Source organism: Leptospira weilii serovar Ranarum str. ICFT, assembly GCF_000332415.1.
GTDB lineage: Bacteria > Spirochaetota > Leptospiria > Leptospirales > Leptospiraceae > Leptospira > Leptospira weilii_A.
The window spans coordinates 17,501-31,164 of record NZ_AOHC02000019.1 but is presented as its reverse complement, the minus strand read 5'-3'; the positions used below and the strand labels follow the sequence as shown (position 1 = coordinate 31,164).

Here is a 13,664-nt window from a genome sequence, read left to right as displayed (position 1 = left end):
GATTCCCAAATTAGGGAATCCTAATATTCAAGTTTATCTCGCTCTATAAACCGTCCAACCGGAAGCCCAGTTCAAACCGTCGATCATACCGCCCGTCGTGGTGTTATCGGTAAAAAACGAATCCGAGGATTGTGCGGCCAATGCGGATCCGGTTGCAACTGCGGCTTCTCCGGAGGGTTGATAGTCCGGTTTGGTTTCAAACGCACAGTTGTCCGAATCTCCGGAACCTAAGGAAACCACCGGAAGCGCGGACAAACCGGCGGTTGGCAGTGTACAAGCGGCGCTGTTTCCGTTTGATTTAGAGGCTTCCACCAAAACGTTGGCAAAGGTCGGAGAAGTAACCGCGCCGCTTCCTACGTTGAGGACACAATCGATATTTCCGGCTTGAAACCCGTAGATCGCTCCGTTGCTGAATTTACCTTGAAGTCCTTCTCTCAGTCTCGCTCCGAATCCGTTGGAGACGTTTTTTCCGAGAACGGTAAAGTTGGAAATTTTTACGTTCGTGGTGGGTTTTGCGGTCGCGGATGCGGTTCCCGCGCTATGAGTTCCGTCCATTTCAAACCCGTGAGGATCTGTAGATGCGGTTCCTCCGCAACTGGTCGGATATTTGTGAGAGATTAGGAACTGAACTTTTCCGGTAAAGGCTTCGTCCAAATCCAAGTCGTCGTCCATTCCGCCCGTTAGGAGAAGATACTTTCCGGTCCAAGCTCCGCCCCAAGACTCGATTCCGTCGTCCAAATGTCTGTGTACTTGAACGTGATCCAAAGCGGTTCCGCTTCCGACCACATACATGGAAATTCCGTTTAACTCGTCTCCGGTTGAAACTTCGTTACCTGCAAACTCAATGATCGTATAAGTAAGGCTACCTGAGTTTCCGTTGTCGTTAGCGCCGCTATTGTATTGAAGACCCGTACCACCTTCCACGTTTTGTGCGGCGGCCCTGGAACCTATGCCGTCTCCTACGATTAGAATTCCACCCCAATCGCCGGGAGCTCTGTTGCCCGAGGCTTTAGAAGAAGTGAAACAAACGGGAGCGACAGCATTTCCGTTTGTTATGATCTTCGCACCTTGTTCGATGATCAGAGCGGAACCCGCTTTTCCGAAAATTACGGAACCGCTTTCGAAGGTCAGAGTCGCTCCGCTTTTTACTCTTACGATTCCGCTCAAAGAGGTGGAAGAATAAGAGGCAAAACTTTGGCTTGCCGTTACATTTCCTGAAAGTTCGGTGTTCCCGCCTTCGATGGAAGTTCCGTCGCAGATTGCGGCTCCGGCGTCGCCGTTACCGCTCGTTAAAAGGGCGAGAAGTATCAACATAGTATTATCTTGTTTATCTTCCTTACAATTTACGAAAGAAGAAAGGAATAGGGTCGCACTTACGATTAAAAGTGAAGTCCTTTGTGAGAAAGTCGGTTTCATCTTATAACTCCTTGGAAATAAAGCCGTATAAGGTTACGGTTAAGATAGATGAAAGGAGTTACGTATAAGTTACAAATTGGTATAATTCGCGTAACTTTGATCTGATCTACAAATTGTCGGGTCGCTCTAAAAACGAAATTTTTGCCGTTCCAATTTGTTGATCCTAAAACACGCCCCATAGGAAGTGTTTTACTGAGTTTTCACATTCAATCGCTTTTGCATTGTGTGTGGCTTGTCAGAACGTTTGATTCTCGAGTCGTTTTAAAATACGTCATTTACACAGGATTGCCGACACTGCCGAACTCGCGTTTTTTACGGCAGCACGAAGAATAGAATCAAAAGTAAACTCATCGAACCCAAAGCAAGATAACGATCCCCTTTGGTTTCCTCCTTTGATTCTTCTTCCTTTGCCCATGTGATTTCTTTTTTTTCGATCGTAACCGTTTCTTTTTTAAAACCGCGTTTCGTTCCATCCTCGTATTCAACGACGATTCCTTGTTCGTTTTCGGAGGTTTTGACGTTTTCGATCATTTCGTTCGTTTTAACGTTTTTAACCGTGTCCGCCAAGAGAGTATTCAAAGAAAGTAATGTAGTGAATATAAAAAATAGGGATAGTTTTGTAATCATTTTGTAATCGGTTTCCTTAGTGAATGATTATCGCTTTTCATCTTTATAAAATTCTACAAGGGTAAAAACGGAAAGATTGTTACAATCGTATTAAAGATTGCCGTGCCGTCTTGCGGATTCATCCATTTCAGTGGTTAGTGGTTAGGAATTAGTTACATTTTTCTAATAGAGTGATTGGACTTTAACAAAGGTTGGTTATTCTATTTCTGCAATCACCTAACGCCTAACCACTTGAAACGCGCGCAAATAGAATTCGTATTTATTATATACTAACTAAAAAAGATGAAAATAAAATGAAATCAATTGTCGACTCGATTGAAGAATTAAAGTCGTAAGTAAATTTCACTTCCGTTTTTACAATATTTAAAAAATATCAATTCTCCGTCACAAACGGAAGAGCAAACCGAGCCGCAAGCGATACAAGCCCCAATTCCGGAGTGTCCGGATGTTCCGGTATTGGCCTTCACTCCCGGAGCGGTGATCGATACGGCCCAAACTCTTTGTTGGAACGGAGGAGCTGTACTTGCATGCGCCGGAACTGGAAACGACGGAGAATTTATCAATATTCCAAGTCGTACATTCAGCGGAGGCAACACTGCGTTTATCCTTCGGATTATACATCCCTGGACGAGGTTCACGGTCTGACCTGGAAAACCTGCGCTCAAGGTCGAAGCGGTGCGGATTGTTCCGGAGGCGCCATAACGGCGATTTCTTGGAACGACGCAACTGCGGGGCTTCCCGGAAGTTGTTCCGAGCTGAATACATTCAATGGCGGCAACGGTTATGCCGGAAAAACGAATTGGAGAATCCCGAACGTTCGAGAACTGGCGTCTCTCATTCACGCTTCCAATGTTCCCAAAATTGAAACCCTACAATTTCCAAATACCAACGCGGCCGTAACCTATCTATCAAACACGACGTGCGCCACCGCGCCGGCGAATGCCGAATACAAATGAGTTGATGAGTTTCGATTTTACCAACGGTTCAGCCGGCGCCATGGACAAGGCCGGTAATACCTTCGTCCGCTGTGTAACAAATTAGAACGTTTCCAAGTTTTACCTGTTCACGAAACACGAACCTATGGGTCGCAACAATCCGGCTCTTAAAACGATCAATCCAATTAGAATATTATGTTTTAATCAATAAGAGTTTGTCCCAAGACCGTCCGATTTTATCGGAATGGCCGCAAATCTCTGCGATTGTTTTGAGTTTTGGGACAAACTCTAAATAAAGATTGAAGTAATAAAATCCGGTAGAATCGGAAGTTCAAGTGCGGAGCTTTCTTGAACTCGAGCGCAACGCTTTCTCTTTTTATATATCAAATAAACTTTAAATAGTCCTACATTTTGTCGAACTAAAAAGAATATAATAGAAAATGAATGAATAGAAAAGGAATAAAAATTCGAATAAGAATTCCAGCTTTTTATCGTAAGAACGTTGGATGATTATCTAAAAAACGAAGAATTGCGAACGTGCGACGATATGGAAACGTTTCTTGAAAATATATCGGCATTGACGCTTCTATCAAAACGCAAACACAGACTTAAATCCTGAAATCGCAAGTCGGCATCATTTGCCGATATTCTAATAGACTCTAGGATCTATGAATAAAAAAATAAATTTGAAAAAATTACAGTTGAATGAACCGTTCACTTTTGTGTAATGAACTTTTCTTGAAACTCATCGTTGTGAAAAATTCGTGTTACTCAAAACTATATAACGGACTGTCCGGAATTCTGCCTCTAAAACGGGAATTCGTTTCAAAATTTATAGTACTCTATTATGTAGGAATCAGTAGGAGCAAAACTTAGATGAACAAAAGATATGGGCAACTGTTGAATTTTGTGTTGTTAGCAATTTTTCTTGCGGCTTCATCGATCTCAAGTTCTCAAACCGACGTTTCTATTTCCGTCTTTTGGGAAAAATTCAGAAACGCGATCCTCAAAAACGATCCGGTTAACATTGCAAACTTATCCCGATTCCCGATTTACATGCCCTACGGTGCATCCGAAATAAAAAGTAAGGCAGAGTTATTGAAACGTTATGATGAAATATTCAACGGCGAAGCCGACGCAAAAGAATGTTTTCGCAATGCGAAGCCTACTCTCGATCCCGACAGAAAAAAGGAATTTACGGTTAGCTGCAAAATGAAAGGCGCAGAACCGGGTGCGGAGGAGCCGATTCTTTTCGGATTTAAACACACTCGCGCCGCGGGTTGGAAATTTATTTACCTTGATAACATCAACGAATAAACTACGATTTAGCTCCCATTCCACTTACTTTCCTCTGAATCATTTCATAAACTTTCAATACGATAGACACGTCTTGTAGTTTGTTCTCGGAATTCGACAAATCGTTTTCCATTTTAAGTTCCGCACAAGTCATAAACGACTCCCTCCAATAAACGAATCTCAAACGAAACGATTTAGCTGCAAATAGATGTTTAATCATTAAGACATCTTAAAACAGGCTAAAACAAAGATGAAAGTTTTATGTAAACGAACGGAAAAACATTACTCGTTTAATTTTAACGAATCAAAAGTCTTAAAAACACAGATGAATTAGGATAATATATCGATGAATTTGATTTTAAAGCGAAGTTTACTCTAAACTCATATCGTAAAAATTTATGTATACATCTTTGTTTTCATGTCCGCTTAAAAAACTTGAAGATTAGAAATTCTCAAGTTATAGTATACTGATTAGTCGTCTAACAACTGTAAGTAGGACGAAATAAATTACTGGTTGTTAGCTTCTTAGGTTCTGAAACTTTTGTCTTTGACTGATACAAACTTTCGAATAAGGAAAACGTAAAAATTAATTTTGTTTGAAGCTGTTAATGAATGATTGGAATTACACGGTATAGATGTTTCAAGAGGTAGGTCGAAAAAATAAATTTCTAGGACAGTTTTTTACGCCCGAAAGGGTCGCAGATTTCCTGGTCGATTGGGTTCTGGGAGCTGAACGAATCGTTTCTACAGAAAGTTCAAAACGTATACTGGACCCGGCGATCGGAAACGGAGTTTTTTTCGAAAGTATTCTTGATAAACTTCCCAATCTCAACGCGGAATGGGTCGGGTTCGATCTGGATATACAATGTTTGAGTTCCAGTCGTATCGCGCTTGAAAATAGAATTTCAAAATCTAGTATACTTAGTTTTTACGATCGCGATTTTTTATTACAAAAAGAAAATCAAAAGTTCGACGTTATTTTATGCAACCCTCCGTATCGAAAAATCAGCGATAAGAATTACTCCAAAGAGTTGATTCAGCAATTCGAAGGAAAATCGGATAAAAAACTTCCGGGAACGGCCAATCTTTACGTTTTCTTTTTATTAAAATGTTTGAATCTAATTCATGTAGGAGGCCGAGCCGCCTTTCTTGTTCCTCAGGATTTTTTCAATTCCGGTTACGGTGTTTTTATCAAGTCGGCGCTGCAAGAATCGGGTTTGTTGCATTCTTTGTTTCTTTTTTCTCCTCAGGACATTCTTTTCGACGAAGCGATTACGAGTTCATGTATTCTTCTTTTGGAAAATTCCGAAAAAGAAAAGAAGTCGGGATTTTTTTGGACGAGACTCAAACCCGGATTTTTTTCCGATAAATCCAAACTCCCGATCAGCTCGGTCAAATCGATTCAGACCGATTGGATTTCTTTTCCCGATCCCGAAGCGAAATGGAGTCCGATCTTTCATCGACTTGAAAAAAAAGGCGAAAAAAAGACGGACTTCGAAAAGGAAAGAACCGGCCATTTCGTTCCGTTGACGGAATTCGGAAAATTTACGAGAGGGATTGCGACCGGAGACAATGATTTTTTTCTATTTACGAAAGAAATGGTGGAAGTTTCGGGAATCCCCGAAAAATATTTTAAAACCTGCATTCCAAAATCTCAATATGCAAGAAACAAAATATTCTTACATTCGGATTGGGAAGAATTGAGTCAAAGGGGCGCTAAGGTTTGGTTGCTGGACGTAAAGCTTGAATTCGATCCGAACGATTCCCTCGCGCTGCAAAATCATTTACAATCCGGAATTACGAGAGGGGTTCATCAAAGATTTCTTCCTTCGAGAAGAAAAAACTGGTACACTCAGGAATCAAAATCCGCCTGTCCGATTCTCGCTTCCAGTTTTCATAGAACTGAAATCAGAATCATCCGAAATTTTAGCAACGTCGTTCACCTAACTTGTTTTCACGGATTCAATCCGGCTTCCAACATGGAAGAATGGGTGGATGCGCTTTACGCATATCTTATCTCCTCAGTTTCAAAAAAGGACCTGGAAACAAGAAGAAGAGAATACGCGAGAGGTCTTTGGAAGGCCGAACCGGGAGATCTCAATTCTCTTTGGGTTCCCGATTTCAGAAAACTCGATCCTCAAATTCAAAAAGAATTACAAAGTCTGGTTTCCGATTTAAAACAAGCCCGTTCCTCTTCCGAAAAGGAATCTTACATTCTTCATAGGATCGATTCGATCTTTAAATAAAAATTGTATATTCCGATTTTCTGTTTCTTTGGTCGCGTAATACGGACTCTTCTTGTTAAAGTCCGATCCCTTTTATTAGGAAAATCCCTCTGAACTCTATCCGCTGATTCCTAGTGGATAGAGTTCAGAAATCAGATTTCAGAGATTTTACAGAAGAGAAAAATCATGCTTTGTTAAAGTCCGATCGCCCTTTTAAGAAAATGTAACTGAACTCTAGTATTTTTCAGTTTCAAAAAATTACAGTTCTATTTCGTCTAACGTTTTCTACTTGGTTGTTTTTTATTTCCGGGCTCCAAACCTTTTCGAAAAATTCGAGCGACTTCTTTGATGGCGGCTTGGATTTCTGCGGGAGGAATTTTATAAATGCACTGGCCCATAAAACCGAGTGCGAACGTAAGGGAAGAGATTGCATAAGCGATCGATTTTAAATCCGCCTTGGAATCGATCTTACCGGCTTTTTTGAATTTTTCCAACTCCGCCATAAATTCCGGAAGAGCTTTCGTATAAATTTTCTTTTGAATGATTCGGCTGACTTCCGGATCCAAGATGATCTGACTAACGGCAACTTTCATAAAGTCTTCGGCGTCCCTAAAGTCTCTGCATTTACGGGACATGGAAGATTGAAGGCTTGCTTCTAAGTCCTCATAAGTTTCCGAATTTTTGGAAAAGCGGGAAGTGGGAGAATCATCCTGTTTGATATCTTCGGCTCGAGTGAGGATCGCTTCCAAAAGACCTTTTTTATTTCCGAAGTATCGGAAGATCAACGCTTCGTTGGCATTTGCAAGTTTGGCTATGTCCCTAGTATTGGCCGCATCGTAACCTTTTTTTGCGAAAACTTGAATCGCCGCCAAAAGAATAGCGGTCTCGGTAGCGGCACGATCCCTTTTGCGAATGATCGTTTCAGAGACAAAATCGTTTTTCGCGCGAGCGTTTCGATTATTTGTTTTCCATCTAATCGATTTCATTTTGTCCCTATAAAAGTTAAAACACGGCTAAGTGTCACTCACTATTTCAAAAGAATCTTACATCCCTCAAATCGACGAATGGAAAGCGCGAGATAACGTGTAGAAATAAGGATAACGTTCAACTGTTGTAGTATTCGCTTTTGGCAATCGAAACTTGATTCCTGATTTTTTTGTCGTTGCGGATCAACCTGATTCCATCCGACAAAAAAGATCGCAATAACAACTTTATATTTCGTACGGGTTCGGGTTCATCGCAAAAACGTTATATAGAATCCTTTTTAGATCCTCGTACAAAAAGATAACGAACGATTCCTGGTTTGATTCTTCCGAATGTAAGGGATTACTAACGTAATTGTTAAGCGAAGTCGATCGTTTGAGTTATAAAACGAAACCGAAAACGAAATCGAGAGCGGATGCGAAAAAACTAATCGGAAAAATCCTTGTAGAACTTTTTGACTTTTGCCACATACTTTTGCGTTTCCTTGTAGGGAGGAATTCCGCCGTAACGATCCACGGCTCCCGGACCCGCGTTGTAGGCGGCGAGTGCGTGATCTAAATTCTTATATTTATTTAAAAGATCGCTTAAGAATTTGGTTCCTCCCGCGACGTTCTCGGCCGGATCGGAAGGGTCGTCGACTCCGAGAAGATTTGCCGTGGAAGGCATGAGTTGCATCAGACCGATTGCACCTTTCGGAGAAACGGCGTCGGCTTTAAAACCGGATTCGGCTTTGATGACGCTTTGAACGAGGGAAGGATCGAGATGATTTTTTTCGGATTCCTTACGAATGATTTCCGTGAGAGTATCTTTCCGGTTTCCGTGATGATCTTTTCCCTCGAGATTGGAAACGGATGTTTCGCGTTCCGATTTCAGAATCGAATCGAACGATGGCGGCGATTTAACTTGGATCGGAGCTTCTTTTACAAACCGGCTCGGTAAACTTTCGATATCTCGAATTCGACTTAAAATCGTCTGTACGGTCTGGAGTTCTTCGATTCTCATATTATGTCTCTCGGAAAGTTCTCTCGAAAGGATGATCTTTTTTTGTCTTTTTGAGGAATTTTCAAGGGATTCTTGATAAATCCGACGCATACGAAATACTGTCTTTTCGTGATTGAAATTGCCGTCACATCCAGAATATCCGCGTTTCCGATTTTATATGCGAAGTCCCGGGGTTTTTTCGAAAAGGAAGGAATTCAGGTACAAGTTCGCGTTTTGGAAAACTACGACGCGGTTCTCGCTTTCTTAAGTTCCGGAAAAATAGAAGCGGGAGAAATTCCGTTTACGACTTGGTTGGATCTTCATTTGAAAAAGACGATACCGAACAAGTCCATCTTTCGGGGAATGATTCTTTCGAGAATGATTCACTCGTTTTATTCCAGATACAATTCAAGTACACAATCGATACTGGAGGGGACTCCGTATCTGATACCGGTATTGCAGAACACTTCGATCGATAAGTTATTGGCGCAAGAGTTCATGCGATCCAGTCGCTTTCATAAAAAGATTTCTTATGCGTTTGTATATTCCAGATCTTATCTATTGGAATACGAGTTTGCACAAACCACAACTCTCGGGCTGGTCGGTTCGGTGCAAGAATCCCACTTTTTGAACAACGGATTTAGAATTTCGGAAGGACGGGATTTACCTCCGTATCGTCTTCCGGTCAACATGCTTGCGTTTAACGGAAGATTTGCGAAAACATATCCGGATCGAATCCATAAGATTCAAACCGCCTTATTACGCGCCATCCAATCCTTGATCGAAAATACGAGCGATACAACGGAGCACGTCATTCAGGAAAACATCCCTGAGTTTAACGTAGAATCCGAACAACTGCATTACTTTTACAAACAACCCTCGCAGGATCTGAAAGAGATTCTTTCTCCGGTCGCGGCCCCGGAAGAGTTGGAATACTTAGGAAGGATTTACTGGAAGTCCATAAAACATCTAACGGATCCACCTCCGGTACTTTTGGAAGCTCTCGACTTGGCCGCTCAGGATCCGGTTCCTACGTATCCCGCGGCTTTGAAAACGAAAAAGACCCCTCTCATGGAGGAACAGTTTAGACGCGAGGACGAATCCAATCGTCTTTTGGAAAATACCGGAGATCGTAGAGAACTCGGGGATTTGGTTTCCGACGTTCACAACTTGGTTTTGAACGTCTACAATTCCAAAAAAAGCGTACGTCTTTCCGCATTACCGCTCAAAGGGACGGCGTCCGCGATCAGAATCGGGATCAACTCCATATTGGACTTTTTGTTTCAGGAGATCCACGCTCAAGAGATTAAAATATCAGCAATTGATAATGTACTAATGATGCAGGGACTCGAGATGGATAAGAGGAATATCGAACTCCAGTTTTCGGACGATCGATTCAATTATCTTTTCGAGTTTTCCCCGATTCCGGTGATATTGTTGGATTCGGTTTCGGGTGCGTTGATCGCGGGGAATTATAATTTCCGAAGTCTTACCGGTTACGGTAAGGACAACGTCCACAATTTGAAGTTGGAGGATTTATTCCCCGGTTTAAACGAGATGAGCGACTGGTCCATTCCGACCAAATCTCCCGAGACGATGCTTCGTGTGGATCAGGCGAGAATGAAGTTGAGAGACAAGTCCGAGATGGACGTTTCGCTCAGCATCACCGCTTTGTTCGAAAGGTCGAGGAAGATTTATCAGGTTCATATCCTATACGATTCCGAAAAAAAAGAAACGGAACAGGCCAAACACGAATTCATCTCGAATATCAGTCACGAGTTGCGTTCTCCTATGACGAACATCCAGGGTTATTTCGAACTGTTGAGGACGGAAATCAACGCGTCCTTATCCAAAGAACAAGGCGGAATGTTGGATGTGATCGAAAAGAACATAAAACGATTGAATCATCTCATCGAAAATCTTTTGAAGTTCGAGGAAGTTCAGGGAGAGGATAATTCCGGTCTCGTAGAAAACTTCGATCCGGCCCTTGTGATCGAGGAAGTGGTGTATTCAAACGAACCTTCCGCAAAAGAGAAAGGGTTGGACGTGGAGCTTGATCTGATCAAAAAACTGAAAATCCGCGGAATCCGTTTCGAATTCTCTCAGATCATTACCAATCTTTTCGTAAACGCGATCAAATATACGGAAAGAGGAAAAATCGAAATCAAAATGATCGAGTCCGAAACGAAAAAATTGGAAATCAACGTCAAGGATACGGGAGTCGGGATCGATCCGAAATATATCGAAAAAGTATTCGAACGTTTTTTCAGAATTCCGAACGATCGAAACAAAAGAGTCGGAGGTACCGGGTTGGGGCTTTCGATTTCCAGAACCATTCTCCACAAAATGAACGGGGAAATCACTCTCGAATCCAGAGTGGACGGAGGTAGTAATTTTAAAATTTTCCTTCCTCTACAATCGTCCGATTCCAAATGAACAAAAAAGTAATCTATTCGATTATCATAATTTTCTTAACTATATCGGCGTATCTCTTTTTTGGGGAAGGAGAACGTTCCGTCGTAAAGGATTTTTCCGAAGATGAAAAACTAAAAAGCGGACTCAGTCGAAACACCCTTATGCGGGAAGAGGAATCTCTTTTTGAATCCGGAAATTTTTTGGATTTCTCCGCAGCCGAAAAGTCGGAAACTTGGGCCGCTTCAAACGCCGAGACGAACTCGTCCGAAGGCGGGTATTCGAGTTTATCTTTTCAAGAAAAAGAAAGGATTCGGAAAGAAGTCATTCAAAAGGTCAGACCTCTCGCGGAACGTTTTCCCGATAATTCCCTGATTCCTAGGGAGTTAACCAAAGAACAGGAGGAAAAACAAAAGAAAGACGAAGAGAGAATGTACGAAATTCGCGGAGCTTTGTTGGAAGAAAGGGAAGTCGCGAAATCAGACATGGAATTTTATCTCGATTCTAAGATCAAAAAATCGAACGATATGACTGAAATTTTGGAATACGGTCTGAAATTTTTCAAGGACTCCGGTCAAAACGATTCCGGGTTAAAGATCGTCGAAGAACGTTTGATTTCTCTTCGGAAAAGCAGGGAAGAACTGACGGTTGCTAGAAAAAACTTGGAAACGGAATGACGCTTACCGGTGGCGAGCGATCCGCTCAAACTTTCTCCACGAACCCACGTTGATTTAGGATCTTCTCGTTTTAGAGGAGCGTTTGCCTTTTTTCTTGGCTTGAATTTTCTTTTTGGAATAGGCTCGGCTCTTTTGCGGTTTCGATTTTCCCGGAAGTTTCATGCCGGAAATCGTGTAGGCAAGTTCGATCAATTCCACAGGACCTAAAACTTCCAAGATATGAATATTTTTTTCAAAACCTAAAGTCCTTAAAAAGACCAAAAGATTTTGAACGCCGAAGGCCGCGATCAATTTCGGGATGTCGCCGATTCCCCTTTGACGAACCCAAATTCCGGATTGTTCCGGAGTCAACTCTCGAACGATCGGAATCAATTGAGTAGGGGGAACCATTAAGGAAAGTTCGATGAAGTTCTGAATTCCCACTTCGTTTAACAACGCGATGGACTTTCGAGTCCCGACGTTTTTTAAAATTTCCGCCGAGGATTCTTTTCCGGTTTTAAGGGACATTTCCGCGATATGAGCGGAGGGAATCGACGTGGACAATAGAACCAGATCGTCCATCGGAATCGTATTTGCAAAATATGTAATGTCTTGGGGAGGAACCTTGGAGAGAAGTCCGACTAGGGTTTCTTCCGGAATTCGGTTTAAGAATTCAACGATCGTTTTTTCATCCAAATTTTGGCTGATGTAAAGAAGCGTTTTATGATCCACTTTTTCGGAAAGAGAATATAACTTTTCATAACCGAGGGACCGAAACAACTGAAAGGACTTTCCGGTGCCGAGTTTGTCCAGGTACTCCAAAGCCTTTCCGATTTGATTGATTACTTTTTTCATCCAAGCACGTCTTCCAGAAGACCGGCTACGAGATCGGTCAGAGGTTTTTGATTGTGAACGGCAAGAATGTTTTCGGCGGTCGTTTTGGAAACGGAGTCTCGGAAACGGAGATATTCTTCTTCGGAGTAACCTAAAAATTCTTTTAGGGTTTCTCCTCTGTATTCGTTTAAAACCGCGTCTCTGAAATTCTCGTAGAATTTTTCCGCGCTTTTTTCGAGAATCGGATCCTTGGAAATTGCATTCCGTAGTTTTTCGAAATGTTTTCTTAAATCGGCGGATTCCAAATGACCCATATCGGAAAAACCGGTTTGAAAAAGGATTTTCAACGTGTTGGACACGAGGATTTTTCCCGCCTCGCTTTCGGCGGAACTGTGCAACACTTCCGCGATCTTTTCCGTAAAACCGGGAAGTAAGATCGCCAGAAATCCGGAGATTTGTTTTTCAAAACCCGCGACTTGAAACACACCCGCGAGGGGATTGAGTTTTTTATTAAATTCCACTAATATCTTTTCGAGTCCCGACGCAAACATCTCTTGGATCGGGGATTGATTTAGGATTTTCATCAAAAAAAACTTGGATGGCGCGGCCACGGTTCCGGTCGCGAATTCCAAAATCGCCTCCTGTGTTTCCCGGCTCATCGTTTCGGACATGGAGTGGAAAGGAAGAATCGTTTGGACGTCGATTCCTTGCAGGATGATTCTTATTTTATCTTCCGGAATTTTAAGACCGCCTAACGGCTCCAAAGACAAGGATATTTTTTCAGGCAACAATTCTTTGAGAGTGGAATCGAAGATTAAATCCAAAGTTCGATTGATACTTTTCCCGACTTTCTCGGGGTTTGTAATCCAGGCTTTTGCCGCGGATCGATAATCTTTTTTCGGAGAAAATAGACGTTTCCAAAATCCCATTCCGATTTTTGTTCCTTGGTTTAAGTTAAAGAAAAGAGAATTTTGTCCAGCTCCGGTTTGTGGTAGGTGAGCTGATTTGCGTGATACAAAAAAACGTTTTTCTTTTTTAGATTTCTAGTATCGCCGTCCCGATGCAGAAGTTTGTCGGTTCCGAGCACTTCTCCGTTTCCGTCGAGTTTCAGAAGTTTACTTTCCAGACCTTTTTTTAAGATGTGTTGAAACGTGTCCTCCAAATGAGAGGAAAATAACTTTCCCGAAACGTGAATTTCTTTTCCCTTCTTCTTGATCTCGGTTGCGAGGTTTTGCAAACGTTTGAAGAGAATTTCCTTGCCGACGGCGGCCTCCGTTCCCAATCGTATTAAAATTATG

Annotated in this window: 11 protein-coding genes and 1 pseudogene (1 of these 12 cut by a window edge); 5 read left to right on the top strand and 7 right to left on the bottom strand. The window is 42.0% G+C overall.

Annotated features, from left to right (window positions below; translation table 11 throughout):
- Positions 1-33: 33 nt before the first annotated feature.
- Positions 34-1,416: an oxidative stress response protein LipL48 gene (gene lipL48, locus LEP1GSC060_RS05355; protein WP_002997784.1), complete on the bottom strand. Its 1,383-nt coding sequence runs from the start codon at positions 1,414-1,416 to the stop codon at positions 34-36.
- Positions 1,417-1,728: 312 nt separating this feature from the next.
- Positions 1,729-2,043, bottom strand: a complete 315-nt coding sequence (locus tag LEP1GSC060_RS05350; RefSeq protein ID WP_002997651.1) for a hypothetical protein — start codon at positions 2,041-2,043, stop codon at positions 1,729-1,731.
- Between the two features lie 462 nt (positions 2,044-2,505).
- Here LEP1GSC060_RS05350 and LEP1GSC060_RS18915 point away from each other — a divergent pair.
- From LEP1GSC060_RS18915 to LEP1GSC060_RS05335, 3 genes and pseudogenes are all read left to right on the top strand, one after another.
- Positions 2,506-2,978 (top strand): annotated as a pseudogene (locus LEP1GSC060_RS18915) (Lcl C-terminal domain-containing protein); the annotation flags it as partial.
- Positions 2,979-3,854: 876 nt separating this feature from the next.
- Positions 3,855-4,295, top strand: a complete 441-nt coding sequence (locus LEP1GSC060_RS05340) for a hypothetical protein (RefSeq protein WP_002997641.1) — start codon at positions 3,855-3,857, stop codon at positions 4,293-4,295.
- Positions 4,296-4,909: 614 nt separating this feature from the next.
- Positions 4,910-6,520, top strand: a complete 1,611-nt coding sequence (locus LEP1GSC060_RS05335; RefSeq protein WP_002997711.1) for an HsdM family class I SAM-dependent methyltransferase — start codon at positions 4,910-4,912, stop codon at positions 6,518-6,520.
- 254 nt (positions 6,521-6,774) lie between these two features.
- On the opposite strand, the gene LEP1GSC060_RS05330 is transcribed toward LEP1GSC060_RS05335, so the two are convergent.
- Positions 6,775-7,485, bottom strand: coding sequence for a TetR/AcrR family transcriptional regulator (locus LEP1GSC060_RS05330; protein ID WP_002997748.1), 711 nt, complete (start codon positions 7,483-7,485; stop codon positions 6,775-6,777).
- Between the two features lie 424 nt (positions 7,486-7,909).
- Positions 7,910-8,485: a lytic transglycosylase domain-containing protein gene (locus LEP1GSC060_RS05325; RefSeq protein WP_036095448.1), complete on the bottom strand. Its 576-nt coding sequence runs from the start codon at positions 8,483-8,485 to the stop codon at positions 7,910-7,912.
- Between the two features lie 108 nt (positions 8,486-8,593).
- On the opposite strand from LEP1GSC060_RS05325, the gene LEP1GSC060_RS05320 reads away from it, so the two are divergent.
- Together LEP1GSC060_RS05320 and LEP1GSC060_RS05315 are read left to right on the top strand one after the other, a co-directional pair.
- Positions 8,594-10,900, top strand: coding sequence for an ATP-binding protein (locus tag LEP1GSC060_RS05320; protein WP_002997716.1), 2,307 nt, complete (start codon positions 8,594-8,596; stop codon positions 10,898-10,900).
- A complete protein-coding gene (locus LEP1GSC060_RS05315; protein WP_002997628.1) occupies positions 10,897-11,553 on the top strand; it encodes an LIC_20245 family lipoprotein in 657 nt (218 codons plus the stop codon). Before LEP1GSC060_RS05320 ends, LEP1GSC060_RS05315 begins: the two co-directional genes overlap by 4 nt.
- Before the next feature lie 54 nt (positions 11,554-11,607).
- On the opposite strand, the gene LEP1GSC060_RS05310 is transcribed toward LEP1GSC060_RS05315, so the two are convergent.
- The 3 genes in view from LEP1GSC060_RS05310 to LEP1GSC060_RS05300 are tightly spaced (at most 20 nt apart) and all read right to left on the bottom strand, a layout consistent with a single transcriptional unit that may run on beyond the window.
- Positions 11,608-12,387 (bottom strand): hypothetical protein, encoded by a 780-nt coding sequence (locus LEP1GSC060_RS05310; protein ID WP_002997657.1) that lies wholly within the window; start codon positions 12,385-12,387, stop codon positions 11,608-11,610.
- Positions 12,384-13,295 (bottom strand): hypothetical protein, encoded by a 912-nt coding sequence (locus tag LEP1GSC060_RS05305; protein ID WP_002997686.1) that lies wholly within the window; start codon positions 13,293-13,295, stop codon positions 12,384-12,386. Before LEP1GSC060_RS05305 ends, LEP1GSC060_RS05310 begins: the two co-directional genes overlap by 4 nt.
- Before the next feature lie 20 nt (positions 13,296-13,315).
- Positions 13,316-13,664, bottom strand: partial view of a 1-acyl-sn-glycerol-3-phosphate acyltransferase gene (locus tag LEP1GSC060_RS05300; protein WP_002997661.1) — the end only. 794 nt of this gene lie beyond the right edge of the window; only the last 349 of its 1,143 coding nucleotides appear in the window; the start codon falls outside the window, past its right edge; the stop codon is at positions 13,316-13,318.

Bases quoted from the DNA above. Each gene is read 5' to 3' on its own strand.
- lipL48 (WP_002997784.1), bottom strand. From the start codon at position 1,416: ATGAAACCGACTTTCTCACAAAGGACTTCACTTTTAATCGTAAGTGCG.
- LEP1GSC060_RS05350 (WP_002997651.1), bottom strand. From the start codon at position 2,043: ATGATTACAAAACTATCCCTATTTTTTATATTCACTACATTACTTTCT.
- LEP1GSC060_RS05340 (WP_002997641.1), top strand. From the start codon at position 3,855: ATGAACAAAAGATATGGGCAACTGTTGAATTTTGTGTTGTTAGCAATT.
- LEP1GSC060_RS05335 (WP_002997711.1), top strand. From the start codon at position 4,910: ATGTTTCAAGAGGTAGGTCGAAAAAATAAATTTCTAGGACAGTTTTTT.
- LEP1GSC060_RS05330 (WP_002997748.1), bottom strand. From the start codon at position 7,485: ATGAAATCGATTAGATGGAAAACAAATAATCGAAACGCTCGCGCGAAA.
- LEP1GSC060_RS05325 (WP_036095448.1), bottom strand. From the start codon at position 8,485: ATGAGAATCGAAGAACTCCAGACCGTACAGACGATTTTAAGTCGAATT.
- LEP1GSC060_RS05315 (WP_002997628.1), top strand. From the start codon at position 10,897: ATGAACAAAAAAGTAATCTATTCGATTATCATAATTTTCTTAACTATA.
- LEP1GSC060_RS05310 (WP_002997657.1), bottom strand. From the start codon at position 12,387: ATGAAAAAAGTAATCAATCAAATCGGAAAGGCTTTGGAGTACCTGGAC.
- LEP1GSC060_RS05305 (WP_002997686.1), bottom strand. From the start codon at position 13,295: ATGGGATTTTGGAAACGTCTATTTTCTCCGAAAAAAGATTATCGATCC.